At 70.1% G+C, this 26,985-nt stretch carries 24 protein-coding genes; 14 read left to right on the plus strand and 10 right to left on the minus strand.

What is annotated here, in order from left to right; genetic code table 11:
• Window positions 1-72: 72 nt before the first annotated feature.
• The 4 genes from OG245_RS10000 to OG245_RS10015 all read left to right on the plus strand — a co-directional run bounded on the left by OG245_RS10000 (window position 73) and on the right by OG245_RS10015 (window position 3,874).
• Entirely contained in the window at window positions 73-729 is a 657-nt protein-coding gene (locus OG245_RS10000) for a class I SAM-dependent methyltransferase (protein ID WP_371623172.1), read from the plus strand.
• 77 nt (window positions 730-806) lie between these two features.
• Window positions 807-1,727, plus strand: coding sequence for an N-acetylmuramoyl-L-alanine amidase (locus OG245_RS10005; RefSeq protein WP_371623173.1), 921 nt, complete (start codon window positions 807-809; stop codon window positions 1,725-1,727).
• 167 nt (window positions 1,728-1,894) lie between these two features.
• Complete coding sequence (locus tag OG245_RS10010; protein ID WP_371623174.1) at window positions 1,895-2,752, plus strand: DUF5336 domain-containing protein; 858 nt, start codon at window positions 1,895-1,897, stop codon at window positions 2,750-2,752.
• A 111-nt stretch (window positions 2,753-2,863) separates the two neighbouring features.
• Entirely contained in the window at window positions 2,864-3,874 is a 1,011-nt protein-coding gene (locus OG245_RS10015) for an LLM class F420-dependent oxidoreductase (protein WP_371623175.1), read from the plus strand.
• A 22-nt stretch (window positions 3,875-3,896) separates the two neighbouring features.
• Here OG245_RS10015 and OG245_RS10020 read toward each other — a convergent pair whose 3' ends face one another.
• Window positions 3,897-4,676 carry a maleylpyruvate isomerase family mycothiol-dependent enzyme gene (locus tag OG245_RS10020; RefSeq protein ID WP_371623176.1) on the minus strand — a complete coding sequence of 260 codons (780 nt, stop codon included), beginning with the start codon at window positions 4,674-4,676 and terminating at the stop codon, window positions 3,897-3,899.
• A 177-nt stretch (window positions 4,677-4,853) separates the two neighbouring features.
• Complete coding sequence (locus OG245_RS10025; RefSeq protein ID WP_371623177.1) at window positions 4,854-5,432, minus strand: hypothetical protein; 579 nt, start codon at window positions 5,430-5,432, stop codon at window positions 4,854-4,856.
• Between the two features lie 184 nt (window positions 5,433-5,616).
• On the opposite strand from OG245_RS10025, the gene OG245_RS10030 reads away from it, so the two are divergent.
• Complete coding sequence (locus tag OG245_RS10030; RefSeq protein ID WP_371623178.1) at window positions 5,617-5,910, plus strand: hypothetical protein; 294 nt, start codon at window positions 5,617-5,619, stop codon at window positions 5,908-5,910.
• 23 nt (window positions 5,911-5,933) lie between these two features.
• Here the strand turns inward: OG245_RS10030 and OG245_RS10035 are convergent, their stop codons facing one another.
• From OG245_RS10035 to OG245_RS10045, 3 genes are all read right to left on the minus strand, one after another.
• Window positions 5,934-7,007, minus strand: coding sequence for a prenyltransferase (locus OG245_RS10035; RefSeq protein WP_371623179.1), 1,074 nt, complete (start codon window positions 7,005-7,007; stop codon window positions 5,934-5,936).
• Window positions 7,004-7,735 carry a class I SAM-dependent methyltransferase gene (locus OG245_RS10040; protein ID WP_371623180.1) on the minus strand — a complete coding sequence of 244 codons (732 nt, stop codon included), beginning with the start codon at window positions 7,733-7,735 and terminating at the stop codon, window positions 7,004-7,006. Before OG245_RS10040 ends, OG245_RS10035 begins: the two co-directional genes overlap by 4 nt.
• Before the next feature lie 70 nt (window positions 7,736-7,805).
• Entirely contained in the window at window positions 7,806-9,119 is a 1,314-nt protein-coding gene (locus OG245_RS10045) for a glycosyltransferase family 4 protein (protein WP_371623181.1), read from the minus strand.
• 266 nt (window positions 9,120-9,385) lie between these two features.
• On the opposite strand from OG245_RS10045, the gene OG245_RS10050 reads away from it, so the two are divergent.
• Window positions 9,386-9,997, plus strand: coding sequence for a TetR family transcriptional regulator (locus OG245_RS10050; protein WP_371627853.1), 612 nt, complete (start codon window positions 9,386-9,388; stop codon window positions 9,995-9,997).
• Here OG245_RS10050 and OG245_RS10055 read toward each other — a convergent pair.
• The 3 genes from OG245_RS10055 to OG245_RS10065 all read right to left on the minus strand — a co-directional run bounded on the left by OG245_RS10055 (window position 9,963) and on the right by OG245_RS10065 (window position 11,847).
• Window positions 9,963-10,649: a 4'-phosphopantetheinyl transferase superfamily protein gene (locus OG245_RS10055; RefSeq protein WP_371623182.1), complete on the minus strand. Its 687-nt coding sequence runs from the start codon at window positions 10,647-10,649 to the stop codon at window positions 9,963-9,965. The two genes, OG245_RS10050 and OG245_RS10055, sit on opposite strands and share 35 nt — an antisense overlap.
• Window positions 10,650-10,659: 10 nt before the next feature.
• Entirely contained in the window at window positions 10,660-10,911 is a 252-nt protein-coding gene (locus OG245_RS10060; RefSeq protein WP_371623183.1) for an acyl carrier protein, read from the minus strand.
• Window positions 10,912-10,989: 78 nt separating this feature from the next.
• Window positions 10,990-11,847, minus strand: a complete 858-nt coding sequence (locus tag OG245_RS10065) for a hypothetical protein (protein ID WP_371623184.1) — start codon at window positions 11,845-11,847, stop codon at window positions 10,990-10,992.
• Window positions 11,848-12,277: 430 nt separating this feature from the next.
• Here OG245_RS10065 and OG245_RS10070 point away from each other — a divergent pair, with 430 nt between their 5' ends.
• The 8 genes from OG245_RS10070 (at window position 12,278) to OG245_RS10105 (ending at window position 24,531) form a co-directional block, all read left to right on the plus strand.
• A complete protein-coding gene (locus OG245_RS10070) occupies window positions 12,278-13,366 on the plus strand; it encodes a phytanoyl-CoA dioxygenase family protein (protein WP_371623185.1) in 1,089 nt (362 codons plus the stop codon).
• Entirely contained in the window at window positions 13,348-14,676 is a 1,329-nt protein-coding gene (locus OG245_RS10075; RefSeq protein WP_371623186.1) for a DUF6271 family protein, read from the plus strand. Before OG245_RS10070 ends, OG245_RS10075 begins: the two co-directional genes overlap by 19 nt.
• Window positions 14,673-16,469 (plus strand): condensation domain-containing protein, encoded by a 1,797-nt coding sequence (locus tag OG245_RS10080; protein WP_371623187.1) that lies wholly within the window; start codon window positions 14,673-14,675, stop codon window positions 16,467-16,469. The genes OG245_RS10075 and OG245_RS10080 overlap by 4 nt, the downstream gene beginning before the upstream one ends.
• Before the next feature lies 1 nt (window position 16,470).
• The gene (locus tag OG245_RS10085; protein ID WP_371623188.1) at window positions 16,471-17,748 is read left to right on the plus strand and encodes an MFS transporter; all 1,278 of its coding nucleotides are present in this window, start codon (window positions 16,471-16,473) and stop codon (window positions 17,746-17,748) included.
• A gap of 532 nt (window positions 17,749-18,280) precedes the next feature.
• Window positions 18,281-18,766, plus strand: a complete 486-nt coding sequence (locus OG245_RS10090) for an SseB family protein (RefSeq protein WP_371623189.1) — start codon at window positions 18,281-18,283, stop codon at window positions 18,764-18,766.
• Window positions 18,763-19,398, plus strand: a complete 636-nt coding sequence (locus OG245_RS10095) for a hypothetical protein (RefSeq protein WP_371623190.1) — start codon at window positions 18,763-18,765, stop codon at window positions 19,396-19,398. The genes OG245_RS10090 and OG245_RS10095 overlap by 4 nt, the downstream gene beginning before the upstream one ends.
• Complete coding sequence (locus OG245_RS10100; RefSeq protein WP_371623191.1) at window positions 19,398-24,074, plus strand: putative T7SS-secreted protein; 4,677 nt, start codon at window positions 19,398-19,400, stop codon at window positions 24,072-24,074. The genes OG245_RS10095 and OG245_RS10100 overlap by 1 nt, the downstream gene beginning before the upstream one ends.
• A gap of 40 nt (window positions 24,075-24,114) precedes the next feature.
• Complete coding sequence (locus OG245_RS10105; RefSeq protein WP_371623192.1) at window positions 24,115-24,531, plus strand: contact-dependent growth inhibition system immunity protein; 417 nt, start codon at window positions 24,115-24,117, stop codon at window positions 24,529-24,531.
• A 751-nt stretch (window positions 24,532-25,282) separates the two neighbouring features.
• Here the strand turns inward: OG245_RS10105 and OG245_RS10110 are convergent.
• Together OG245_RS10110 and OG245_RS10115 are read right to left on the minus strand one after the other, a co-directional pair.
• Complete coding sequence (locus OG245_RS10110; protein WP_003969446.1) at window positions 25,283-25,516, minus strand: ferredoxin; 234 nt, start codon at window positions 25,514-25,516, stop codon at window positions 25,283-25,285.
• Entirely contained in the window at window positions 25,516-26,985 is a 1,470-nt protein-coding gene (locus OG245_RS10115; RefSeq protein WP_371623193.1) for an aldehyde dehydrogenase, read from the minus strand. The genes OG245_RS10110 and OG245_RS10115 overlap by 1 nt, the downstream gene beginning before the upstream one ends.

Below are 26,985 nucleotides of genomic sequence, written 5' to 3' on the forward strand. Positions count from 1 at the left end.
TCCCTTCGGCGGGGGCGTACGGCACGATGGGGCGCCGTTCCGCACTCACCCCGCCCCACCTGGAGGAACCCCGTGACCGCCGAGTCCGCAGCCGGACCCAAGCCGGAGATCCTCGCCGCCTTCGAGGCCGCCAAGGGCTTCATGCCGGTGCACGAGGGCCTCGCCCTGTACGCCGCCGCCACCGGGGCCGGTGCGCTCGGGCTGCCGCTGCTGGAGGTGGGCACCTACTGCGGGCGGTCCGCCATCCTCCTCGCGGACGCGGCGCGGGGAGCCGGGGTGAGCGCGCTCACCGTCGACCACCACCGGGGCAGCGAGGAGCAGCAGCCCGGCTGGGAGTACCACGACCCGGACGTGGTCGACCCGGAGGTCGGGCTGATGGACACCCTGCCGACCTTCCGCCGCACCCTGCGCCGGGCCGGCCTGGAGGACCACGTGGTGGCGCTCGTCGGGCGCTCCCCGCAGGTCGCCGCCGTGTGGGCCGGACCGCTCGGGCTCGTCTTCATCGACGGCGGGCACACCGACGAGCACGCGAACGCCGACTACGAGGGCTGGGCCCCGCATGTCGCCGAGGGCGGGCTGCTGGTGATCCACGACGTGTTCCCCGACCCGGCCGACGGCGGGCAGGCCCCGTACCGGATCTATCTCCGGGCGCTGGCCTCCGGAGCGTTCACCGAGGTGTCGGTGACGGACTCGCTGCGCGTGCTGCGCCGCACGGGGGCCGGGATCTGAGCCGTACGGGAGCGGGATCCGGGTCGCACGGGCCGCGGTCCGGGCCGTCCGGACAGCCGCGTGGGTAGCATCGCCGCGTGCCGTACGACGACAGCCCTCCCCCCACACGCCGCGCCCGGCCCCGCTCCGTGGCCGCCGCGCTGACCGCCGTATGCCTCACCGCCGCCGGCTGCGGCAGCGGTCAGGGAGCCGACGGTTCCGGCGCGGCCCCGCCCCGGCCCGGCGCGGACGCCGCCTCCTCGGCGGCTCCGACGCCGACCGGGAAGCAGCCGCAGCCGTCCGGAACCGCCTCCCCCGCCGACTCCGCGAAGCCGCTGCCGAAGGGCCCGCTGACCGGCCGGACCGTGGTGATCGACCCGGGACACAATCCGGGCAACCGCGATCACACCCGGGAGATCAACGAGAAGGTCGACATCGGCACCGGCCGCAAGGAGTGCGACACGACCGGTACGTCCACCGACGACGGCTACGCGGAGGCCCGGTTCACCCTCGACGTCTCCCACCGGCTGCGCACGCTCCTGGAGGCCGAGGGCGCCCGCGTCCGGCTGACGCACGACGCGGACCGGCCGTTCGGCCCGTGCATCGACGAGCGGGCCCGGATCGGGAACGAGGCGGAGGCGGACGCGGTGGTCTCGGTGCACGCCGACGGATCGGCCGTGGGCAACCGGGGCTTCCACGTGATCCTGCCCGCCGCGGTGAAGGGCGGCGGGGCCGACACCTCGAAGATCGTGAAGAGTTCGGCCGATCTCGGCGCGAGCATCGCCGGACACTTCGTCCGTACGACCGGAAGCGCGCCTTCCAATTACATCGGCGGAAATACCGGTCTGGACACGCGTAATGATCTCGGCGGACTGAATCTGTCGACCGCGCCCAAGGTGTTCGTCGAATGCGGCAATATGCGTGACCCGCAGGACGCGGCCCTGCTCACCAGCGCGAGTTGGCGGCAGAAGGCCGCCCGGGGACTGGCCGACGGCATTACCGGCTACCTGAAGGGGTAGTTCTGCGGTGATATTGGGGGGATAACCGCTGATGATCCGGGCCCGGACGCAACCCGCCCGGGCAGACGATAGATTCATCCGTACGATGGGGAGCCGCTCCCGAGCTTCGAGCCGCACCGGCACCAGCGACGACCGCCCCGACGAGACGACCGACTAAGGACCTTCACGTGAATATCCGATCCCTCACTCGAGGCGACGGCGTGGTGATCGGAGCAGCGGTCGTGCTGTTCATCGCCTCTTTCCTCGACTTCTCCAGCTACGACTGCCCGCAGGGCGTCGACTGCTCCCGGTTCGACAGCCCGAACGCCTGGGACTCGCTCGGACTCCTGATGAGCGTCTTCCTCGCCGGAGTCATCGGCGCGGCGCTGCTGATCGTCAGCCGTGCGATGCCGGGCCGCAAGGTCGTCGGCCTCGACCTCGGCCAGTTCGGTGCGGCGCTCACCGTCTTCGCGCTGTGGACCGCCTTCTGGACGATCCTCGACGTCAACAGCGCCGGCGCGGGCCTGATCCTCGGCCTGCTCGCCGCCATCGTGCTCGTCGCGGGCGCCGTCGCCGGTCCGATGATCCCCGCGCTCAAGGCCCCGCTCGTCAGCCCGGCCTCCCCCGCGCAGGGCGTCGGGGCCGGGCAGGCCCCGTACGGCGCGGGCCCCGGCCAGGGCTACGGCTTCCCGGGCGGCCAGCAGCAGCAGCCGTACGGCGCCCAGCCGAGCCAGGGTTACGGCTACCCCGGCGCTCCGCAGCAGGGCCAGCCCGCCCAGGCCGACCCGGCGCAGGCGCAGCAGGCCCAGGCCCAGCAGCCCTCGCAGGGCGGCGCGGCCCCGGCGGGCGACTTCACCCCGTTCTGGTTCGCCGTTCCGGTGGCCCGCCCGCTGTACGGCGAGGACGGCTCGCCGAACCCGATCGCCGAGCTGGCGCCGGGCACCTGGTACCTCGCGGTGGAGCAGCGCGGCCAGAGCCTCATCGCGCAGACGCAGGACGGCCGTCGCGGCGTCCTCCAGGACACCACGGGCATCCAGCGCGGCTGATCCCGTACGAGCGCCGCGGCCCCTCGCCCTTCCGGGCGGGGGGCCGTTGTCGTACAGTCCAACCCGGTCACCATGCCTGACGCTTCGTCAGTTACGGCTGGAGGGTACGGAATGCGGCTCGGACTCGCGCTCGGATACTGGGGCCGCGGCCCGGACCCCGGCCAACTCGCCCTGGTCCAGGAGGCCGAGCGGCTCGGCTACGACTCGGTGTGGACGGCGGAGGCCTGGGGGTCGGACGCCTTCACGCCGCTGACCTGGATCGCCGCCCACACCTCCCGGATCCGGCTGGGCACCGGCATCGTCCAGATGGCGGCCCGCACCCCCACCGCGACGGCCATGCACGCGCTGACCCTGGACCATCTCTCCGGCGGCCGGATGCTGCTCGGCCTCGGCCTGTCCGGGCCGCAGGTGGTGGAGGGGTGGTACGGCCGGCCGTTCCCCAGGAGCCCGCTGACCGCGACCCGGGAGTACGTCGAGGTGATCCGGCAGGTGCTGGCGCGGCGGGCTCCGGTGGAACTGGCGGGCCGCTTCCACTCCCACCCGTACACCGGCCCGGACGCCACCGGGCTCGGCAAGCCGCTGAAGCCGATCACGCATCCGCTGCGGGCCTCGCTCCCCGTCCTGCTGGGCGCGGAGGGCCCGAGGAACATCGCGCAGACGGTGGAGATCGCGGACGGCTGGCTGCCGCTGTACTGGTCGCCGCTGCGCCGGGACGTCTACGGGGCCTCGCTCGCCGGCCTCCGGGACGGCTTCATGATCGCGCCGATGGCCCGCGCGCACGTCTGCGACGACGTGGCGGAGGGGCTGTGGCCGGTGAAGGCGATGCTCGGCTTCTACATCGGCGGGATGGGGCACGCGGCCCGCAACTTCCACGCCGATCTGATGGCCCGCATGGGGTTCGAGGAGGAGGCCCGGCAGATCCAGGAGCTGTTCCTCCAGGGCCGCAAGGAGGAGGCGGTGCGGGCGGTGCCGGACGCGTTCGCCGACGAGATCTCGCTGATCGGGCCGCGCGCCCGCATCGCGGAGCGGCTGGAGCTGTGGCGCACGGGACCGGTGACGGACCTGCTGGTCACCGCCCCGGACCCGCACACGCTGCGGGTCCTGGCGGAGCTGAACTCCTAGTTCCTGTACCGGATTTCGCCGCTCAGCCGAACGAGGACCGGTCCAGCCAGAAGTCCAGCAGCGCGGCGTCGCCGAGCACCTCGACCCGCGGGCTCGTGGGCTCCAGTCGGCGGTTGAAGACGAGCATCAGATCGGTGAGCGGTCCGCGCAGCGCGACCGTGGCCCTGTCGTGCGCGTGCCGCCAGGTGAAGCGGTCGTCGCCGAACTCGATCAGCCACTCCGCACCGGGCACGTCGGTGGCGTGCAGATGCAACGAGCGCCCGCCTCCGCGCAGTTCGGCCGCCTCCGGATCGCCTTCCTCCTGCGAGAAGGAGACGATGCGCAGCCATTCCTCGATGGTGTCGGCGGCCACGTCGGCGTCCACCGTGTACGGGACGCGGGCGGCGAGCGCCGCGTCCGCCCGGTGCACAGCCGTCTCGTGCGTCATGCGCCGCGCCCAGAAGGCCGTACGCCCCTCCCAGGCCCAGGCCCACACCTCGGTGTCGGGCCCCGCCTCCCGCAGCGCGGCGGCGGTGGCCGCGGCCCCCTCGGCGAGCCAGGCGTCCAGCGCGGCCGGGTCGTCGCCTTCCGGGCCCTCGCCTCCGGGCACCTTGTCCTCGGGCAGGTCCTCGGTGGCGCGGGTGCGGACGATCTCGCCGACCCAGCGGTGCGCGCCGCCGACGTGCACGGCGAGTTCGCGCAGGGTCCAGTCGGGACAGGTGGGGACGGTCGCGGTGAGATCGGCGCCGGTCAGCACCGCGCGCAGGGCGTCGGTCTGGGCCAGGATCTCGTCGCAGTAACGCTCGTGGGAGAGAGAGGTCATGCGGCGCACCCTAACCGGCGGCGCCCGCGTCGATCACCCCGATATCCGGGCCCCGGCCCCGTCCCGGATACACGACGGTCCAGCCGAGCGGTGGCCGGCGGGGTTCCGGCCCACAGCCGGTTCGGGAACGTGCCGCACGTGCCGCGAGCACGTGCCGTCGCGCTTCCCGGGCCGCCGCTATCCGGTCAGCTGGGAGGTGGAGGGGACCTTGTCCCTCACCTCGGCGCCCGCGTCCTCGCCCGCCTTCTTGATGCTGTCGATGACGCTCTCGAACGCCCCCACGTCGCCCTCCCCCGCCTCGCCCTCGCGGAGTTTCGTCCCCAGCCCCTTGAGCGATGCGATCGAGGCGGTGAGCGGGGCGACGGCCTTCGACAGCAGCGGGTCGCCCTTGGCGTTCTCCGCCGCGGCCCTGAGCCGGTTGTAGGCGAACCCGCCCGCGAGACCCGCCTTGACGAGGGCGAATCTGCGCCCCTCCGCGCCCTTCTTGAACGTCCCGGCGCGGTACGGCTTCACGATCCACTGGTACGTCGCCCCCGCCGCGAGCCCGGCGTTGGCGACGAACCGGGTCTTGGCGAGCCGCTGCTTCTCGGCGGAGGCCGAAGGAGAGGCCGCCGAGGGGTCCGTCGCGGGCGATGCGCTCGTCGCGTCGCCCGCCGCGGGTTCGCCGGAGTCGCCGCACGCCGTGGTGCCCGCCAGCAGGGCGCAGGACAGCAGCAGCGCTGCCAGGGTTCGGCGGAGCGGTACGGAACGGGACACGGCGGGCCTCCTGGCCCGACCGACCGGTCCGGCCAGATCGACCGGACGAGCCGGACCATCCGGGCACGTCACAGCGAGTGACGGATCTCGGCACTCCCCTTGAGCCTCGCCCGTTCACCCCGTGGCCGCCACTCGGTGCGGGCCGTACGGGTTTCACCCTGCGTAAAGCGGCAACCAGAGTTCCATGTCTCCCAGAACCCGTTCAGGAAGCAGTTCAGCGGCTCGTGTCATAGCCGTCGTGGCCGACATTCTGGCCTTCATCATCATCCTCTGGATTCTGATGTACCTGCTGGACGCCAACCGCGGCAACGACTTCGTGCAGTGGGTGCACGACTCGGCCCGCTGGCTGGCGGGCTGGTCGTACGACCTGTTCACGTTCGACAGGACGTGGGCGAACGTCGTCACCGGATACGGCCTCGCGGCCGTGGTCTACCTCTTCATCGGGCACGCGGTGGCGGGCCGGCTCCGCCGCGGCTGAACAGGGCCCGCCCCAGGGCGTGTTCAGCGGCAGCAGTCAGGCTCCAGGCCGACCGGCAGCCGCTCGCCCCCGAAGACCGCGGTGGTCGCCTCGTCCCCCCCGAGCGCGGCCACCGCGAGCAGCAGCGAGCCCGCCGTCCAGGTGGTGAGCTCCTCGGGCCAGAAGGCCCGGTTGCCCTCGAAGACGTATCCCGTCCAGTACAGGCCGCCCTCGGTGCGCAGGTGCTGGACGGACTGGAGGATCTCCAGCGCCCGGTCCGACTCCCCCGTCACCCAGAGGGCCAGGGCGAGTTCGCAGCTCTCACCGCCGGTCACCCAGGGGTTGGGCAGCACGCAGCGCACCCCGAGGCCGGGGACGACGAAGCGGTCCCAGCCCTCCTGGACGCGGGCGGTGGCCTCGGCCCCGGTGACCGCGCCGCCGAGGACCGGGTAGTACCAGTCCATCGAGTAACGGCTCTTGTCGAGGAAGCGCTCGGGGTGGCTGCGGATCGCGTGGGCCAGCGCCCCGGTCGCCAACTCCCAGTCGGGCTGCGGCTCCTCGCGGCGCTCGGCGATGGCCAGCGCGCAGCGCAGCGCCTGGTGGATCGAGGAGGAGCCGGTGAGCAGCGCGTCGCTCACGGGCGTTCCGTCGGGCTCCCGCTTCCAGCCGATCTGCCCGCCGGGCTGCTGGAGCCCGAGGACGAATTCGACGGCCGCGAAGACCGTGGGCCACATCCGGTCGACGAACGCGTCGTCGCCGGTGGCCAGGTAGTGGTGCCAGACGCCGACGGCCACGTACGCGCAGAAGTTGCTCTCCAGGCTCCGGTCGGTCGGCTGCCGCGGATCGCCGTCGTGGTAGGCGGCGTACCAGGAGCCGTCGGTGTTCTGGTTGCGGGCGAGCCAGTCGTAGGCGCGGCCCGCCGCCTCGTGCTCGCCGGCCGCGTCCAGGGCCATCGCGGCCTCGGTGTGGTCCCACGGGTCGAGGTGGTGGCCCCGGAACCAGGGCAGCGCCCCGTCCTCGCGCTGTACGGCGGCGAGCGCGGCGACCGTCTCGGTGGCCTGAGCCGCCGTCAGGACGCCCGGCAGGACGAGGTGCTCGGTCTGTTCGGGAGTGCTCACGCCTCGGCCTTCGGCAGGTGCGGCTTGGTGGCGTAGGCGACGAAGCTCTTGCCGACGACCGGATTGAGGAGCTGCTCGGCGACCCGGGTGGCGAGCGGCTTCTTCATGATGTCCCAGACCAGCAGCTTGTGGTACGCCCGCACCGGCAGCGCACGGTCGTTGTCCACGCCGAAGGCGCACTTGAGCCACCAGTACGGCGAGTGCAGGGCGTGGGCGTGGTGGGTGCCGTACGGCTTGAGCCCGGCCTCGCGGATCCGGGCGAGGAGCTGGTCGGCCTTGTAGATGCGGATGTGGCCGCCCTCGACCTCGTGGTAGGCGTCGGAGAGGGTCCAGCAGACCTTCTCGGGGCCGTAGCGCGGGACGGTGATGGCTATCCGGCCGCCCGGCCTGAGCACCCGGACCATCTCGGCGAGGACGCCCTTGTCGTCCGGGATGTGCTCCATGACCTCGGAGATGATCACGACGTCGAAGGAGTCGTCGGGGAAGGGCAGGTTGAGGGCGTCGCCCTCCATCGCGGTGGCGGTGGCGCCCTCGGGGGCCTCACCGGCCTCCTTCATCGCGGCGAACCACGTGGCGACCTCGCGGATCTCCTCGGCGTTCCGGTCGAGTGCGACGACCTGTGCGCCGCGCCGGTAGCACTCGAAGGCATGCCGGCCGGCACCGCAGCCCAGGTCGAGCACTCGGTCGCCGGCGGCGAGCGGGAAGCGGGTGAAGTCGACGGTCAGCACGGGGGCCTGCCTTCGAGGTCGGAGGTACGGGTTGCGACGATCGGGCCCGCGGTCGCCCGGGGGCGCGCGGTCACCTGCGGACTCCGCGGGCGATGATCGCCTGACGGTACATCTCGGCCGTTCCGGCCGCCGCCCGGGCCCAGGTGAAGTTGGCCAGGACCCGCTCGCGGCCCGCCGCGCCGAGCCGGGCCCGCAGCTCCGGGCTGCCCAGCAGCCGGGCCAGCGCCCCGGCCAGCGCGTCCGCGTCGCCGGGCGCCACGGCGAGGCAGGTCTCCCCGTCGCGTCCGGAGACCTCGGGGATCGCGCCGCCCGTGGTCGCGACGAGCGGGGTGCCGGTGGCCATGGCCTCGGCGGCGGGCAGCGAGAACCCCTCGTACAGCGAGGGCACGCAGGAGACCTGGGCGCCGCGCACCAGGTCGACCAGCTCGGCGTCGCTGATGCCCTTGACGAATTGGACGGCGTCCGCGAGCCCGTGCCGCTCGATCGCGCGGGCGACCGGGCCGTTCTCGGCGCGCCTGCCGACGACGACGAGGTGGGCGGCGGGGTTCTCGGTGCGGAGTTTGGCGAGCGCGTCGACGAGGTGGACGAGGCCCTTGAGCGGGACGTCGGCGCTGGAGGTGGTGACGATGCGGCCGGGCACCTCGGGAACGGAGGGGTCGGGGGACCACAGGTCGGTGTCGGCGCCGATGTGGACGACGCTGATCCGGTCGGCGCGTACGCCGAGATCCTCGACGATCTCGTCGCGGGAGGAGCCGGAGACGGTGAGGACGGTGTCCAGCTTGCGGGCGACCCGCTTCTGCATCCGGGTGAAGGCGTACCAGCGGCGTACGGAGGCGCGCCGGCGGCGGTTGGCGGCGGCCTGCAGATCGAGCCTGCGGTCCACGGTGATGGGGTGGTGGATCGTCGTCACGAGGGGGGCCCCGAGATCGCCGAGGAGCCCGTAACCGAGGGTCTGGTTGTCGTGGACGACGTCGAACTCGCCGCGCCGGGACAGCAGATGGCGGCGGGCCCGCAGGCTGAAGGTGAGCGGCTCGGGGAAGCCGCCGGTCCACATGGTGGCGACCTCGGCCAGGTCGATCCAGTCGCGGTACTCGCCCCACTTCGGGGTGCGGAAGGGATCGGGCTGGCGGTAGAGGTCGAGGCTGGGCAGCTCGGTGAGCGGAACGCCCTCGTCGAGCACCGGGTAGGGCTGCGCGCCGATCACCTCGACGCTGTGGCCGAGGCGGGCCAGCTCCCGGCCGAGGTGGCGGACGTAGACGCCCTGGCCGCCGCAGAACGGATTGCCCTTGTAGGTGAGGAGTGCGATGCGCAACGGCCGGTCGCCGGTCCCGGTGGGGCTGCCGTCGCCCGTGCGGGGGCCTGTCTCTATGGCCTCAGCGGTCACACTCGGCCCCCTTCTGACTGCGTGTTCGCCGGAGCGTAACCGGTCGCGCTAATCTAGAACAAGTTTCAGACTTGATAGAACACGTTGCAGACTTGTTCGTTCGACGTGCATCGAATCTACCGGCAGGTAGCGTCGGCGTGGCGGCCGGATCAGGTGATTCGCGCCACGAGGGACGCCCTGGCATGCTGTGCGCGCCCGTCCGGGCCGGTTCGTCCGTCCGGGTGCGGGATCAAGCCATGGATCACGGATCGTGGATCGGGGACAGCATGACCGCGGACGCCAGACCGGCAGCGCCTGCGCTGACCGAGCGCCAGGAGGCCCGTCGCCGCCGCATCCTGCACGCCAGCGCCCAGCTGGCCAGCCGGGGCGGGTTCGAGGCGGTGCAGATGCGGGAGGTGGCCGAGGCCGCCGGGGTCGCGCTGGGCACCCTCTACCGCTACTTCCCGTCCAAGATCCATCTGCTGGTCGCGACCATGCAGGACCAGCTCCAGCACCTGCACACCACACTCCGCAAACGCCCGCCGGCCGGCGACGACGCGGCCGGGCGGGTGGCCGAGACGCTGATGCGCGCCTTCCGCGCCCTGCAGCGCGAACCGCACCTCGCGGACGCCATGGTCCGCGCCCTCACCTTCGCGGACCGCAGCGTGAGCCCCGAGGTGGACACCGTCTCCCGGCTCACCACGGCGATCATCCTGGACGCGATGGGACTGGAGCACCCGACCCCGGAGCAGCTCTCCGCGGTCCGGGTCATCGAGCACACCTGGCACTCGGCGCTGATCACCTGGCTGTCGGGCCGGGCCTCGATCGCCCAGGTGAAGATCGACATCGAGACGGTCTGCCGTCTCATCGACCTGACGGCGGAGCCGGACCGGGGCTGAGGAGCGGCGCGAGGACCCCGTCGGCCCCGGCGAGTGCCACCACGGCCGCGCGCCCGTGGTCGGTCCACTCGGTCAGCCGGACATCGTCCCGCCCGGCCTCGAATCCGGCCGTGAACCCACCCTCGAACCCGGCCTTGAACAGCGCCTCCCGCCGGACCCACAACCGCAGCAGCGCCGGGCCGGGGTCCGGCTCGGCGCAGGCGGCGTCCACCTCGTCCCCGGGCAGCAGCCGCCGCAGTACGGGCAGGGGGCCCGGCCGGCGCGTCAGGGGTTCCACGTCGATACCGACCGGCCCCGGCCCGACCGCCGCCGCGGCGAGGCCGTCGGCGTGGCTGTAGCTGACGCCCAGCTCGGGGTGGTCCGGGAGATGCGGCCGACCGTGCCCGTCCCGCCCGCACCCGGGGCAGCGCTGGGCCGGCACCACCGCGTCCGGCGGCAGCCCGGTGAGCCGGGAGGCGCACAGCCGCAGCAGCAGCCGGGCCGCCACCACGTCGTCGCGCCGGGCGGGCACCCGGATGTCCGTGAGCCGCCGCCGTTCCCAGGGGGCGAGCATGCCCTCGTCCAGTTCCGGGCAGGCCAGCACCTCCGCGGTGGTGGCGACCAGCGCGACGGCGGCCACGCTCTTCCCGTACGGCGGCGGGGGGCGGGTCACCGGCCCGGGCTCATCCGGCCGGCGCCTCCGCCAGGTCGGCGGAGGCCAGGAAGCGCTCCTTGACGCGGGCGAGGGTGCGGAAGTCGTCGATGGTGACCTCCTGCAGATCGATGCCGCTGCCCGAGATCTCCTCCAGGAGGTCGACGAACTCCAGGAAGTCCATCGAGTCGATGAGACGGGCCTCGATGAGGTCCTCCTCGACGCCGATCGGGCCGTCGAGGCCGGGGTTCTTCTCGTTGATCCACGCTACGACGCGTTCCATGGGAGAAATCGCTCCTCTATGTTCTGTTCGGGTGACGGCCGGTGGTCGGCCGGTGGTCGGCCGCGGCTGAGGATCGGATCAGGAAGCGGCGGCGCGGAGCCGCTCCAGGGCCTGCTCGGCGGTGCCGTGCGCGAGGACCATCGCGTGCACCCAGCGCTCCATGCCGAAGGCGACGCAGGAGCTGTACGCGGGACCGTGGGAGCCGGCCCGGATGCCGAGCCGCTCGCCGAAGAAGTTGCGGTGCCGGTTGACGGAGGCGATGGCCGTGCCGTCGGGGGCGCTGTACTCGTACTTCACCGGGTCGAGCGCCATCAGGCGGGCCCGCGATCCCCCGTTGTCGTAGAACGGGTCGTCGGCCGCCGCCCGGGTCAGGGTCAGGCCGAGCCGTCCGGCCGCCTCCTGGATGAACTCCCCGCCGCGTTCCTGGTGTTCGGCGGCTCCGTCCTTGGTGCCGAGGTAGACCACCTCACGCATGTGGAACCCCCACAGACGGCGCAGGCCCTCGTAGTGGGTCTCGTTGCGGAAGCAGCGGCCCACCGCCGAGAGCCGCAGCCCGTCCTCGCCGACGTCCTCGCCCTCCAGGGACAGCAGCAGCCCGTAGCAGGTCGCGGACGGCAGCACATGACCGGTCGGGTGCAGCGGCAGGTCCTGGGGCGAGCCGCCGGAGGCCAGCCCGTCGAGCGCCTCCGGGCCGAACCGCCCGGCGGAGACGCCGAGATGGGGAAAGTTGCGGAAGAAGTCGAGCCGCGCCAGTCCGTCGACGGACAGCAGGGGCGGCCCCACGACCTCGGGTGCGGCGAGCCGCGCGGCGAGGCCGGTCAGTAGTTCGTCCAGGCCCCGCAGCAGTGCGGTGCGGACCGGATCCAGCGTGATCAGCCCGGCACCGGGACTCTTCAGCGTGATGCCCGGCAGGGCCGTGGTGCTGGATGTGTTCATGAAACCGCGTCCTTCTCGGTGTGGGCCGGCAATGGGGACACCCCTCGGGTGTACGGACCACAGCGCCGTGGCGTCGGCGGCCCCGAACAGGTCCATGACCGAACGGAGTACGGGCAGAAGTACGGGGTGAAACCCCCTCATGAACCCGACCGCGCCCTTGGACATTAGGCCCGTCGCTCGCCTGTTGTCTAGACCAAAAATACCGAACGCCGGGTATCGATTACATGGCCGTCGAGCGCGAGTCGACACCCCATATCCCCATATGTGGATGGCACTTGACAGTCCGGGCGGTCTGGACCAATCCTGCTGACCGACGTGGTCACGGCTCCTCCCGCCACGGCACTGCCATCCGCCCCGCCGTCAGCGGCGACCCCGCTCCCCCGGGGTCGCCGCACAGCCGGCCGAGGAGAAGGGACCTGCCATCAACCCCATGACGACACCCACCGCCCGCCGTCGGCCCCGCCTGCACCGCGCGGCGTCGGACATCCCGTACTTCAGCGCGGACGGCGAGGCCTACCTCGCACAGACCGCCCTGCGGGAGCTCGACAAGTCACGCCCGCTGCGTGTGCTGTCCGAGGAGGACTTCGCCCACTGGCAGAGCTACGGGTACGTCATCGTCCGGGAAGCGGTACCGGCCTCGGTGGCACGCCAACTGCTGGACTTCACCTGGGATTTCCAGGGCCTGGACCCGGAGCGGCCGGAGAGCTGGTACGAGGACCGGCCGCTGCGCTCCGAGCTGGACCAGCAACTGCACATCTACGGCTTCGTGGAGGCGTACCACCACCAGCTCCTCTGGGACAACCGCCAGTCGCAGCGGGTGTACGACGCCTTCGTCGACGTATGGGACTGCGAGGAGCTGTGGGTCACCCTGGACCGGCTCAACCTCAACCCGCCCAACCGGGGCAACCGTGACCGCGCCCTCATCGAGGCGACGGACCGGGGCTTCGACATCGAGCTCCACTGGGACATCGACACCACGCTCGCCGTCCCGCCGCAGCGGGTGCAGGGCATCATCGCGCTCAACGACACCCGGCCGGAGACGGGGGGCTTCCAGTGCTGCCCGGAGCTGTTCCGGCAGTTCGACACCTGGAAGACCGGCCAGCCCGGGGACCGGGACCCGCTGCGCCCCACCATCGACCGGGACGAACTCCCCGTCGTACGACCGGATCTGCGCCCCGGCGACCTGCTCATCTGGAACGGTCTGCTGGCCCACGGAGTGGCGCGCAACCTCTCCGAGAACGGGGTGCGGGCCGTGCAGTACCTGTCGATGATGCCCGCGCTGGAGGAGCACGAGCGGCTGCGCACGTCCCGCGTGGAGTCCTGGCGCCACCTGCGCACCCCGCGCTGGAACCGCACCCTCGTCGGCGACCCGGTGCTGCCCGAGTCCAAGCGCTACCCGACGGCCGAGCTGAACCCGCTGGGCAGCCGGCTGCTGGGGCTCGCCTCCTGGCAGGACCCGGTCGAGGACACCGCACCCGCCGCGCAGAGCGGGGAGCCTTCGTGCGCCGTGTCTGTCTGACCCTGCCCACCCACCGGGCCTGCCCCGACACCATCGCGGCGATCGGTGAGGAAGCGGCCTACGGGGCACGGCGGTTCGGCGTCGAGGTGCGTCTCCTCATCCTGGACTCCTCTCCCGCACCGGTGCTCGCCGAGCACCGCAGGGCGGTGGCCGGGCTGCCCCCGTCCCCCGGCGTGACCGTCCACCACCTCGACGAGGACGAGCAACGGGCCTTCCTGCGCGCGGTGGTCGACCGGTCCGGCGGAGCTTCGGCCAGGGACTCGGCCTCGGCGGACCGGCTGCTGGAGCTGATGCTGCCGTCCCGCGTCTCCTACGGCGCCTGCACCAACCGGGCGTTCCTCATCGCCCAGGCCCTCGGCTGCACGTCCGTCCACCGCAGGGACTCCGACAGCCGCTACCAGCACCTCGACGGCGAACCCGTCTACCCGCTCCACCAGGAGCTCAGCTACCTGGGCCGACGCGCCGACGACGTACGCGAGTCGGCGACCCGGAGCAAGCTGCCGCCGGGCACCGGGGGACTGCGGGTCACGATGGCGGGCGGCTCCTTCGTGGGAGAGATGTCGGTGGACGTCGCGGAGATCCGCGACCTGGACCCGGACACGTACCGCGAACTGATCGGCCTGTCGATCCCCGAGGGATACCCGGAGCTCTGGCGCAAGCACCTGATCGACGAGTCCTTCCGGGGCGCCGGGGACACCGCGTTCGACGGCGACCGCACCACGCTCGCCCCCGTCAGCCCGATGCGCGTGGACATGTGCAACATCGCGCTCGACCACGAGGTCTACCGCCGTGTCCCCCTGCCGCCCGCCACCGACACCATCGGCAGCGACTACTTCCTGATCCACCTCCTCCACGACGCCCGGATGCCCGGCCTCCAGCACAACCGGCACATCGTCAACTTCCATACGGAGGAGAGGCGTACGGACGACGGCTTCCTCGCGTACCAGGTGCGCTTCGTGAAGTTCCTGCTGTCCAAGGCCTATCTCAACGCGGTGTACGCGAGGACGGCGGCGGCGGGTGACGCGCTGCTCGACGCCGAAGGCCACATCCGGGCCGGTGAGGTCGCCGGCTTCGTCCGGGACAGCACCCGCCTGGACCGGGCGTCGAGCGCCCACCGCCTCGACGTCCTCGACGACGCCTACCGGCGGCTCGGTGACCGCTACAAGACGGTCGCCGACCTCCTCGTCGAACACCGCTCCCGCCTCCTGGACGAGGCCCGCGACGACATGGCCGACTTCGCGCTCCTGATGGACCACTGGGAGGCGTTGACCCGTGCCGGCGCGGACGCGGGCCCGGCCGTGACCCGATGACCTCCGCCGTCGGCAAGGACACCATGCACCCGCACCTCCCGCACACCACCACGGTCACCGTCGCCTACGCGGGCGGTGAGGAGCGCCGCGGCCCGCTCACGATGGGCCAGGCCAACATGATCCGCTGCATCCTGCGGGACGACCCCACCCACATCAACATCCACGATGTGTGGACCGTCCCCGGGGGCACCACCTCGGAGGCCGTCACCAACGCCTTGCGCACCTTGGCCGGGCGCCACGAGGGGCTGCGCACCACCTTCCCCCACCCTCCGGGGGCCGCGCCGGTCGACCAGGTCGTGTCGGCGGAGGGCACCTTCACGGTGACCGTCCTCGACCACGCCGAACTCCCCGCCGATCCGGCGGGGTACGCGGAGTCGGTGGCGCGGGCCGCCCGGGCCGGGCGCTTCGCCCTGGAGCGGGAGTTCCCGCTGCGGATCACCCTGCTCACCGTGGCCGGAGCGCCGGTCCACGTCGCGCTGGCGTTCAGCCACGCGGTGGCGGACGGCAGCGCGATGGCCATCCTGCGCGAGGAGTTCGCCGAACTGCTGGCGGGCAAGGAACTGCCGGGGCTCACTTCCCTGCCCCCGGTCGACCTGGCCTCCGTGGAGGCGTCCCCGGCCGGGCTGCGGAAGTCGGAGGCTTCCCTGCGGTACTGGGAGCGGATCATCCGCACCGGGCCGCAGGAGATGTTCGCGGAGCCGCGCGGCAGGAGGCCGGGGACCGAGGAGGAGGCCCGGCAGCTGACGCTCCGCTCCCGCCGGGGCGGCCGGGCGCTCGCCGGGGCGGCCCGCCGTACCGGGCATCCCGAGGCCACCGTGCTGATGGCCGCCTGGTGCGCCCTGGTGGCCCACCGGGCGGGCCAGGACAGCTGTGTCACCGCCGTCCCGAGCGCCAACCGGTTCCACGCCCGGGTCGCCCGTTCGGTGACCACCACGTCCCAGGACGCGCTGCTCCACCTGGATGTCCGGGTGCCCGGCTTCGACGCCCTGGTCGCCCGGACCTGGGGGGCGGTGCTCAACGCCTTCCGGCACAGCCAGTTCGACTCCGTACGGCTGTGGGAGATGATCGACCGGGTCACCACCGAGCGTGGCAGCCACTTCGGCAGGGACGTGGTGTTCAACGATGTGAGCGCCCTGCCCGCCCCGCTCCTGGGCACCGACACGCAGGACCGCGACGACGCCGAGCACGAGCTGACCTGGGGGCCGCCCCAGACGCTGCCGACCCGGCTGCTCGCCTTCACGTACCGGACAGCGCCCCAGCTCCACATCTCCCTGTGGGCCGCCCCCACGCTCTTCGCCCCCGAGGAGGCGGAGGGTTTCCTCTCCGGACTGGTCCGGCTCCTGGAGGCGGCCGCCGCCGGGGACGTGCCGATGGAGGCGCTGTCCGGGGTGACGGGAGTCCTTCCCTCCGAGCGCGGGCCCACGTGGCTGCGTGTGGACGGCTGCTGGGTCTCGCCCGACGCCGTGCGCGAGGCCCTCGGCCGGGCGGTGGGCGGACTGCCGGTGCGGGTGGCCGAGGAGCCCCGACCGGACGGGACAGCGGACGGCACCGAGGAGGGGGCGGCCGGCGCGGAACCGCGCCTCACGGCGTACATCGCCCGCGGTGACACCTCATTGACGCCCGGGGAAGCCCACCGGGCGCTGACCGCCCTCATCCCGGCCGCCGGTTCGGGGGTCCTGGCCCCCCACCGCTACGTGCTCGTCGAGCACCCGCCGACCGAGCCGGACCGGAGCGACGCATGGCGTCGACTGGAGATCATCGAGGAAGGGACCGGCAGAAGCCGGCAGGTGTGACATGAGCGTTGACGACACGACCCTCCCGAAGCAGCCGGACACGCTGCCCAGTCCCTGGCGGTCGACCCGGTTCCGGCTGTTCTTCACGGCCCGCAGCGCGTCGCTGCTGGCCGACGGCATGCTGATGGTCTCCCTGACCACGGCGGTGCTGGGGGCGGGCCACGGGGCGAGCGGTGTCGGGTACGCGCTGGCGGCGTGGATGACCCCGATCGTCGTACTGGTGCTGTTCGGCGGGGTGCTGGCCGACCGCTTCACGCCTCAGCTGATGATGATCTGCGCGGACGTGGCGCGCATGCTGGCCATGCTCACGCTGGCCACTCTGCTCTTCTCCTCCGACAGCGTCCCCCTGTGGCAGATCATGGGGCTGATGGCGCTGAGCGGGGCCGCGACGGCGATGTTCCAGCCCGGGATGGCGAGCATGGTCCCCCGGGTCGCGGAGGACATCCAGAAGGCCAACGCGCTGCTGCGCATATCCGAGGCCCTGAGCACGCTGCTCGGCCCCGGTCTGGCGGGCATCCTGGTCGCGTACTGGCAGGTGTCGGGCTCGTACGTGGTCATCGCGGCGGCGTACGCGCTCAGCGCCCTGGTCCTGCTGCCCCTGCGGAAGCTTCACACGCAACGCGACGAGGGCGACGCCCCGATGTGGCGCAGGCTCGCCACGGGCTGGCAGGAGTTCCGGTCCCGCCAGTGGCTGTGGGGCGTCATCGCGGTCTGGTCCGTCTACGGCCTGTTCGTGTTCGGCCCCGCGCTGCCGCTCGGCGCGGCGCTGATGATCGAGCAGCACGGGGCGAGCGGATACGGCTGGATCGCCTCGGCGGACGGCGCCGGGACGATCATCGGCGGCCTGATCGGCATGCGGGTCCGCCCGCGCCGCCCCCTGGTGGCCGGGGCCCTGGCCATGCTCTGCTTCGCGCTGAATCCTCTGGCCCCGGCGCTCGAATGGTCCTTCGCGGCCACGGCGATCGCCCACGTGATCGCGGGCTACGGCTTCGCGTTCTGGGGGGTGATGTGGGCGACGAGCGTCCAGTCGCACATCCCGCTGACGGTCCTGAGCCGCGTCTCCGCGTACGACGTCGCCGGCTCCATCATGGTCATCCCGCTCGGCCGCGCGCTGGCGGGCCCGGCGGCGGACGCGTTCGGCGCGAACGAGGTGCTGATCTTCTCGTCGGTGATGTCGTTCGCCCTGCTGGCGGTGATGCTGAGCGTCCCGGCGATCCGGGCGCTGCGCAGGGCGCCAGAGGGTGTGCTTCGGAAGGCGGAGGGGGAGCCGGCGGTCTGACCCGCGCCGACGATGTCAGACCCGCATGGCTGGTACGTCGTACTGCGGGGTCAAGGCGCTACGCGTGACGAGGGCCGGGCGGCTGCCGATGGGCCTGCGCCTGCGCGGTGAGCAGCCGGTCGAAGGGATCGTCGTGGCCCATCGGCAGCCGCCCGGCCCGCACTCCGTGCCCACATCGGTGCCGCCACGGTGGCCTCGCGTCAGTGTCAGACGGCGGACAAGGCAAAGAGATTCGTTCGTACGTAGCGCTGAGGTTCCCGAGGAGGGGACCACTCGACGTGCTGTGTCGGCGGACATCTTGTCCGGCTGCGTGTGGCTGGAACGGGGGGGTGAACATCTCGCGCGCACCACAGCACGCCAGATCTTTCGGAAGCACATCGCCATGGACCGCGAGGCCTTGGCGGGCCTTCGTCGGCGAGTTGGCGAAAGCCCGGCGAGAGCGGACGGCAAGCGACCGGTCTCTCATCGCCGAAGCCCGCCTGACTGCTTTTCGACGTTGCTCCCGGGAAGAGAGCCGTGACAGCATCCGTGGGTGACTGACCACGGGGACGATGTATCTGAGCCCGGCCGCCGGTCCAGGCTCGCCGATCTGGCGGACTGGACCGTATCCGCACCCCCTGCGAAGGCCGCACCTCTGGAGCCGGAGCCAGCCGAAGCTCTGTCTTCCGCCCGGCGCGAATTCGCGGTTCTGCTCGGCGAGTTCCGGCGTACAGCGGTCCTGGTCCCGTTCGATTCGTACGGGAGTCTGTGGACGGCGGATCAGAACGGCGTCCGCTGGATCTGTGCGTTCTCGAATGAGGAAGCTCTCGCCCGGTTCGCACAAGCACAGGGCGACGGCGAGCGGGAGTGGACGTACCGCACGATTCTCGGTGCGCGCCTGCTGGATGCGCTGGTGCCGATGGTGCCGGGCCCGGCAGGAATCGCGCTGGATGCCGGAAGTACGGACGGCGTGCTGTTTCCGCCTGTCGCGGGCATCGTGCCCGACCATGTGGCGGTCGATCTGGGGGAGACGGTATGAGCGGGGAGAACGCGGATCTGAACGTGCCACCGGCGACGTTGGCGCAGATCGCGAAGGGCATCGACCTGGCGCACACGGAGTTGAAGGAACTCGGCATGACCGGGCAGGCGACTGCGGGCCGCGGCTTCTCGGATCTCGCACTCTCCGGGCTGGAGCTGGGGCACGGCGGACTGACCTCGAAGTTCGAGACGTTCTGCAACCGGTGGGAGTGGGGCGTGCGGGCGCTGTCCCAGCGGGGCAACGGCCTCGCTGCCGGGTTGGGCCTGTCGGTGGGCTCGTTCGCCGAGCAGGAGCAGTACGTCAAGGACTCGCTCAAGATCGTGGTGAACTCCACCAACGGGAACCCCTACCTGTCCGAGGACGAGGTCAAGGACATGAGCTGGGACTCGATCAGCAACCAGCACGCCTGGGACGACCCGGACTGGAGCGTGGACTCGTTCACCGAGGCCCACGGCGAGGTGAAGCAGCAGTGGAAGGACACCGGATACGACGTCGGGGACGCGCTGCTGGACGCTTCGGGTGCCGACGCGGCGCAGCGTGAAGGTATCGACGCATGGGCTGAGGAGCACCTCGATCCGTCACAGGAGACCGTGGCTCAGGCCGAGGAACCGCGCTGGGGGCAGGACCGCTGATGGTGGACTGGCGAGGAGGGTTCGACGGCGTCGTCGACGGGACCGTTCGGGGCCTCGACAAGGGCAAGGAACTCCTGGGCAAGGGAGTCGACGCGGCGACGGACAAGGTCGGCGCGGGACTGGACAAGGTCGGTGCGCACGACTGGGCCGACAAGGTCGAGGACTGGGGTGACGAGACCGCTTCCTCGCTCGGCGCGGAGGTCGGTGAGAAGCAGCTCGGGCAGAGTGGGCAAGCCAACGAGCTGGTTCACGGAAGGCCGGAGAAGATCACCGCGACGGTGAAGAACCTCCGGGACTTCCAGAAGGCTTTCGACCTCGTCGGCGGCGGGATGAAGAAGCTCGATGCCGGTCAGTGGCGCGGGGAGGCGGCGGACGCCTTCCGGTCGAAGTTCTCGACGCTTCCCACCGACTGGCTTCGGGCGGCGGACGCGTTCGAGGACGCGGCGAGGGCGCTGGAGACGTACGCGTCGGCTGTCACGAGCGCCCAGAGCAAGGCACGGGCGGCCATCGCGCTCTACAAGGAGGGCACCCAGGACTCCGAGAAGGCGGTCTCGGCGTTCAACGAGAAGGTCGACGCCTACAACGCGGCCCGCAACGGCGACGAACCCCTCCCCCACCCCGGTACCTTCTCCGACCCGGGTGCGTCGAAGCGGAAGCGGGCTCAGGACGATCTGGAGGACGCCCGACGCATACGGAACGAGGCGGGCGGGCGGGCCGAGAGTGCGGTCACCGCGGCGATGGCGCACGCGCCGAAAGAGCCGAAGGGAGCGGACCGGCTCAAGAACGAGCTGTACGACTACGGGCTCTCGCAGGGCGTTGAGCTGGCGCACTTCGGCGGGGGCGTGCTCAAGGGTGTCGGCGGTCTGGTGGGGTTTCTCCGCCAGACGAACCCGATCGACCCCTACAACCTGACCCACCCGGCGGAGATGTACAAGGGCGTCAACATGACGCTCTCCGGCCTGACCAGGACGGTCGCGAACCCCGACCGAGCCCTGGAGAACGCCTGGGACGCGGTCAAGAGCGACCCGACCGAATTCGTCGGCCGCCTGCTCCCCGAGGCAGTCGGAACCAAGGGGGCCGGAGCGCTGAAGGGCGGTCTGCGGGCGGGACTGCGGAAGGGCGGCGGACCCGAGGGCCCGCAGAAGCCGCCGGGCCCGGCGCGCGAGGGCACACAGGATCCGGCCGAGCCCTCCCGTACGGAACGCGCACCGGAGCAGGACCCCTCGGACCCCGTGGACATGGCGACCGGGGCGATGTACCTGCCGCAGACGGACGTCGTGCTGCCCGGCACACTGCCCCTCGTGTTCCGCCGCCGCGTCGCCTCCGACTACCGGTCGGGGCGCTGGTTCGGCCCCTCGTGGTCCTCCACCGCGGACCAGCGTCTGGAGATCGACTCCGAGGGCGTCATCTTCGTATCCGAGGACGGCCTGCTGCTGTCCTACCCGCACCCGGCACCGGGCGTTCCGGTCCTGCCCAGCCACGGCCCTTGCATGCCACTGGACAAGGACACCGGCGGTGACTACACGATCACCGACCCTGACACGGGCCACATCAGGCACTTCACCCCGCGGGACGACGGCTCCGAAGCCCTCCTCACCCAGTTGGACGACCGCAACGGCAACTGGGTCACCTTCGAGTACGACGATTCGGCTGCCCCCTCGTCGATCGTCCACCACAGCGGGTACCACCTCGGACTCGCCACCGAGAATGGCAGGATCACCTCCCTGCATCTGGTGGTGGGAGGAGGTGACGAGGGCGAGGACCAGCAACTCCTTCGCTACGGCTACGCCGACGGCCACCTGACAGAGGTCGTCAACTCCTCAGGGCTTCCTCTGCGCTTCACCTACGACGAACGTGGTCGTGTCACGTCCTGGACCGATACCAACAACAGCAGCTATCGGTACGTGTACGACGACCTGGGGCGGTGCGTCTCCGAGGGAGGTTCCGCCGGCCACATGGCTCTGCACCTGGAGTACACCGATACCGACCCGGCAACAGGCCACCGCGTCACGACCGCCACGACGCCCAGCGGCGCAGTCCACCGCTACCTGATCAACGAAACACATCAGATCGTTGCGGAAACGAACCCGCTCGGCGGGACCACCTACTTCGAACGCGACCGCCGCCATCGATTGTTGTCCCGCACCGACCCACTGGGCCGTACAACCCGCTTCGCGTATGACGCCTCCGGACGGCTGATCACAGCCGTCCGAGCCGACGGCGGGCAGGTATCCGCCGAGTACGACAGTCGCGGCCTGCCGGTCCGGATCACCAACCCGGACAGGACGGTCGTCCGGCAGGTGTACGACGATCGCGGCAACCGCGTGACGGCGATCGACGCGTCCGGAGCGGTGAGCCACACGACGTACAACGGGGCAGGACACCCGACGTCCGTCACGGACGCCTTGGGTAACACGACTCACATCCGCAGTGATGCGGCCGGACTGCCCATCGAGGTCACCGATCCGCTGGGCGCGACCACGCGCATCGAACGCGACGTATTCGGCCGCCCGGTCACTCTCGTCGACGCTCTCGGAGCGACCACGCGTCTCGCCTGGACCACGGAGGGAAGGCTCGCCCGGCGAACGGACGCCGACGGAAGCTCCCAGTCATGGACCTACGACGGTGAAGGGAACTGCCTCTCCCACACCGACGCCATGGGATCGGTCTCGCGGTTCGAATACACCCACTTCGACCTGATGACGTCGCGCACCGATCCCGACGGAGTGCGCTACGAATTCACGCACGACCATGCTCTCCGACTTACCCAGGTGCTCAGCCCGCAGGGGCCGACGTGGACGTACGTTTACAACGCAGCCGGCCATCTGGTGTCCGAGACCGACTTCGACGAGCGGACGCTCATCTACGAACGGGACGCGGTCGGAAGGCTCGCCGCCCGTACGGACGCTCTGGGCCAGACCGTTCGCTTCGAACGGGACGATCTTGACCGCATCGTCCGCAAGGACGCGGCAGGGGCGGTCACCACCTTCGCGTACGACCTGACCGACCAACTGGCCGAGACAGTCAACACGGACGCGACCGTGACCTGGCTCCATGACCAGTACGGCCGCCTTGAATCGGAATCCGTCAACGGCCGGACCATCTCGTACACCTACGACCGTCTCGGCCGACGCACGAGCCGCACCACCCCCACAGGCGCGACCAGCACGTGGACCTACGACGCCGCGGGACGCCACGCCTCCCTCACGGCCTCCGGCCGCACACTCACTTTCGAGCACGACGCTGCGGGCCAGGAGGTCGTCCGCAGTCTGGGCGACGGCATGGGCATGACTTCGTTGTTCGACGTTGTCGGCCGCCTCATAACTCAACAGATCACCGGCGCGGGTCGGAGTATCCAGCGCCGCGACTATACCTATCGGGAAGATGGCCATCTGATCGGCCTAAACGATGAACTGTCCGGCATGAAGACGTTCGACGTCGACGCTGCGGGCCGCGTGACCACTGTCCACGCGACGAACTGGACGGAGCACTACGCCTACGACGCAGCGGGCAACCAGGCGGCCGCCTCCTGGCCTTCGTCCCGCTCCGGACAAGAGGCAGCCGGACAGCGCTCCTACAGCGGCACGAAAATTACTCGCGCCGGCAACGTCCGCTACGAACACGATGCCCTTGGCCGCATCACGCTTCGCCAGAAGACGCGCCTCTCGCGGAAGCCGGAGACTTGGCGGTACGAGTGGGATGCCGAAGACCGGATGAGGTCGATCACGACGCCCGACGGAGTGGTGTGGCGTTACCGGTACGACGCCTTGGGCCGCCGTATTGCCAAACAACGCCTGGCTGCGGACGGAATCGGCGTTGCGGAGGAGACCACGTTCACCTGGGACGGAATCACACTGTGCGAAGAAGTACATCGGAATGAGAGCCAGCAAAATGCCATATCGCTCACCTGGGAACACAAGGGAATCCAACCGGTAATACAGTCGGAACGAATCCTTGACTCCACCCCCGGACAGGAAGTCATCAACAGTCGATTCTACGCTATTATCACCGATATTATCGGCACACCCAAAGAACTGATAGGAGAAACTGGAGATGTCGCCTGGAGCTCACAGTCTTCACTGTGGGGAGAAACGTCATGGCCAAAAAACAGCGCCGCTTACACGCCCTTGCGATTTCCGGGCCAGTATTGCGACTCAGAATCAGGTTTGCATTATAATTTCCACCGCTATTACTCTCCCGAGTGCGGTCGATATCTGACACAGGATCCACTAGGGATCACACCTTCGCCGAACACGTTTTCCTACGTCTTCAACCCTACGACGTGGATTGACCCGCTTGGCCTATCACCTTACGAGAGCATGGGGTTCAGCAAGGCCGCACAGCACGCCTTCGAGAAGCTTCAAAACATCAAAAAGGATCCTCTGGGAGAAATAAACTCGCAACCGAATCATAACCACTACGATGCGGCCCGACGCGAGGCACAGGGCGAGGTTGTCGCAAGGAAGCCAGATGGCACCCCCTTCGACCACATTGCCGACCTGAAACAGGCCAGGAATGGACTGGAAAAGATCAGAAAGGTTATAGAACTCGAGATGAAGAACCTCCCGGACACGTTGACCGAGCGAGGGCTCGACGTACTTCTTGCCAAGCGCACCGAGGTAAACAAATTGCTCAACAATCTCAACGGGTTCCTTCATTCAATCGGCCATCGCTGACCCGTCAGAGCTGACGCACTCAATCGCTGAAGGACACGAGATGAACCATGAAATTGACGAGACGAAGTCACTCGAACAGCTAGAGGGTATTCAATGGCCAGCACCCCCAGCAGACGCAACTGGCCTAGTGAAGGCGGCCCACGACCTACGCAAACTGCCGGTTGGCCGCCTCGACGCGCACGAGCTCAGCAGGCTGATCGGACAGGACATCGGAGTTCCCTGGCTGCTTCCGCTCGCGCTCGACCTCCTTCACAGGACAGCATCCGACCAATCTTTGGGTGGGTTCTACGATGACGATCTCCTGACAGCGGCATTGACTAGGAAGTCACATGTATGGAAATCTAACCCGCGCTGGGTTACCAAAATGAAGGAGATCATCACCGCACTCGACGACATTTCACCGCACATTCAGGAGGACATTCAAGAGTTTTTGACCGAGAGTGACGAGAATGGATAGTTTCCGCACCTTCGAAGCAAGGGGCGGAAAGTGCAACCTTTCAAATTAAAATAAGGCCTATGTGTTACATCGCAGACAGGCAGGCGAGAGCCATGTCAAGCATGTTCAATATTTCTGCGACTGGGTTCATCCATTCGGCTGGAAGGGGGCCCGGACTACAGTTCTTCGCCTCAAGTCAGCGGAGCGGGACTGGAAGTTTCCTTTACATGCAGCAATTCGCTTGGCGTCGGTCACATCAGCTCTTTCCGATCCTCTGCATCCGCGCCCGAAAGCGAGGGGCGAATTTTTCTGCAGCCCCTCGATGCTCGCAGGTTTCTAACCTACCTGAAACATCTGAGAGTGCTTATTCCGGGCGCATCTGACTGGGTTCACTTCTTGGACGATACGCAGGAATTTCACCAGCTTTACGAACCGATGAGCTGCCGGCGCATACGAGGCCCGAATGAGTGGGAACGGAATACAATACCTTCACTTTCTATCTTGTCTTTTCTGATGTTCAGGATTGACCGCAGAGGGGTGGGGCGCTCCGGCACAGAAGAAATTTCTGTCGGGCGTCACGCGGGTGACGGGCTGACCACGCCGATCACTTCGGACGGTGCACCGGTGGCGTTTCGTTCCCAGGTCCTGTCCTGCACAGGAGCCCGCGTGGGGCTGGAATCCCGATCCGAGTAATCGCTGCCCTTCCGGATGCGCGCTTCCGGATCGCGGTAAGAAACACGGTGGTCGGCAGCTCGAGTAGGTATGAGACCCCTCACTCCTCCGGCGGAAAGACCACCTCCCCCGACCCCGCCAGCGTCAGCGTGATCGCCTCCACCGGGCAGCCCTCCGCCGCCGCGAGGACGTGCTCGCCCGCGTCGCAGTCCTCGTCCGTCGGGCGGGACTGGCGGGCCGAGTCCAGGTGGAAGGCGTCCCCCGCGTGGTTGACGCACATGCCGGAGCCGATGCAGACCGAGCGGTCGACCTCCACGTGCCAGCGGTCGCCCATCACGCCTCCCGGTAGCCGGCGGGCAGGTGGATCATCTTGTGCTCGAAGAACTCGCCGTAGCCCTCGGGGCCGAACTCGCGGCCCAGGCCGGAGTTCTTGTAGCCGCCGAACGGGCCGAGCATGTCGAGGCTGAAGGTGTTCACGCTGTACGTGCCCGTGCGCACCCGGCGGGCCACGTCGATGCCGCGTTCCGTGTCCGCCGTCCAGACGCTGCCGCTGAGGCCGTACGGGGAGTCGTCGGCGATGCGGACGGCCTCGTCCTCGTCCTCGTACGGGATCAGGCAGATCACCGGGCCGAAGATCTCCTCGCGGGCGATGCGCATGGAGTTGTCCACCGAGCCGAAGAGGGTGGGTTCGACGTACCAGCCTCGTTCCTGGGCGGCCGGGCGGTTGCCGCCGGTGAGGATCTTGGCGCCCTCCTCCTGGCCCAACGCGATGTAGTCCAGAGAGCGTTGCTGCTGTCGCCGGGCCACCAGCGGGCCCAGTTCGGTCGAGGGGTCGAGGGGGTCGCCCACGCGCAGTGCTCCGGCCGCCGCCGCGAAGGCTTCCGCGATCTCGCCGTAGCGGGAGTTCGGGGCGAGGATGCGCGTCTGGGCCACGCACGCCTGGCCGTTGATCATCCAGGCGAAGGGGACGATGCCCGCCACCGCCGCCTCCAGGTCGGCGTCGGGGAGGATGACCGCTGCCGACTTTCCGCCCAGCTCCAGGGTGACGCGCGTGAGGTTGCGGGAGGCCACCTCCATGACGCGGCGGCCGGCGGCGACCGAGCCGGTGAAGGAGACCTTGTCCACGTCCCGGTGGCCCACCAGGTGTTCGCTGACCTCCCGGTCGGCCGGGAGGATGGAGAGGACCCCGGGCGGCAGGCCCGCCTCCGCCGCGATCTCCGCCAGGAGGTAGGCGTCCAGGGGGGTTTCCGGTGAGACCTTCAGGACCGCCGTGCAGCCCGCCAGCAGCGCCGGGGCCAGCTTGGCGGCGGCCGTGAACTGCGGGACGTTCCACGGGACGACGGCGGCCACCACCCCGACCGGTTCGCGGCGGACCAGGAGGGGGCCGAGGACGCCGTCGCGTCGTTCCTCGTACGGGAAGTCGCGCGCCACCGTGATAGCCGAGTCCCAGACCATCATCGCGGCCAGCGCCTGCACCATGACGCTCGCGCTGTACGGGGTGCCGTTCTGGGCGCTGATCAGGCGCGCGAACTCCTCGTGGCGTACGGCGAAGGCGTCCTTGATCCGGGTGATCACCGCGATCCGCTCGTCCAGACCCATCCTCGGCCAGGGGCCCTCGTCGAAGGCGCGGCGGGCGGCGGCGACCGCCCGGTCCACATCGCCCTCGGAGGCGTGCGGCACACGGCCGATGACCTGTTCGGTGTGCGGGGAGATCACCTCGATGACCCCGGTGCCGAGCGGATCGGTGAACTCCCCGCCGATGAACAGTTGTCCGTGTTCCACAAGCTCCGTACGTTCCGTCAT

This window comes from Streptomyces sp. NBC_01116, assembly GCF_041435495.1.
Classification (GTDB): Bacteria; Actinomycetota; Actinomycetes; order Streptomycetales; family Streptomycetaceae; genus Streptomyces.

What these genes read in the sequence shown, in the direction of transcription:
- OG245_RS10050 (WP_371627853.1), top strand. Translation starts at nt 9,386, where the DNA reads ATGACCGCGGACGCCAGACCGGCAGCGCCTGCGCTGACCGAGCGCCAG.
- OG245_RS10030 (WP_371623178.1), top strand. Translation starts at nt 5,617, where the DNA reads ATGTCTCCCAGAACCCGTTCAGGAAGCAGTTCAGCGGCTCGTGTCATA.
- OG245_RS10060 (WP_371623183.1), bottom strand. Translation starts at nt 10,911, where the DNA reads ATGGAACGCGTCGTAGCGTGGATCAACGAGAAGAACCCCGGCCTCGAC.
- OG245_RS10020 (WP_371623176.1), bottom strand. Translation starts at nt 4,676, where the DNA reads ATGACCTCTCTCTCCCACGAGCGTTACTGCGACGAGATCCTGGCCCAG.
- OG245_RS10105 (WP_371623192.1), top strand. Translation starts at nt 24,115, where the DNA reads ATGAACCATGAAATTGACGAGACGAAGTCACTCGAACAGCTAGAGGGT.
- OG245_RS10095 (WP_371623190.1), top strand. Translation starts at nt 18,763, where the DNA reads ATGAGCGGGGAGAACGCGGATCTGAACGTGCCACCGGCGACGTTGGCG.
- OG245_RS10115 (WP_371623193.1), bottom strand. Translation starts at nt 26,985, where the DNA reads ATGACGGAACGTACGGAGCTTGTGGAACACGGACAACTGTTCATCGGC.
- OG245_RS10065 (WP_371623184.1), bottom strand. Translation starts at nt 11,847, where the DNA reads ATGAACACATCCAGCACCACGGCCCTGCCGGGCATCACGCTGAAGAGT.
- OG245_RS10085 (WP_371623188.1), top strand. Translation starts at nt 16,471, where the DNA reads ATGAGCGTTGACGACACGACCCTCCCGAAGCAGCCGGACACGCTGCCC.
- OG245_RS10080 (WP_371623187.1), top strand. Translation starts at nt 14,673, where the DNA reads ATGACCTCCGCCGTCGGCAAGGACACCATGCACCCGCACCTCCCGCAC.
- OG245_RS10110 (WP_003969446.1), bottom strand. Translation starts at nt 25,516, where the DNA reads ATGGGCGACCGCTGGCACGTGGAGGTCGACCGCTCGGTCTGCATCGGC.
- OG245_RS10015 (WP_371623175.1), top strand. Translation starts at nt 2,864, where the DNA reads ATGCGGCTCGGACTCGCGCTCGGATACTGGGGCCGCGGCCCGGACCCC.
- OG245_RS10100 (WP_371623191.1), top strand. Translation starts at nt 19,398, where the DNA reads ATGGTGGACTGGCGAGGAGGGTTCGACGGCGTCGTCGACGGGACCGTT.
- OG245_RS10070 (WP_371623185.1), top strand. Translation starts at nt 12,278, where the DNA reads ATGACGACACCCACCGCCCGCCGTCGGCCCCGCCTGCACCGCGCGGCG.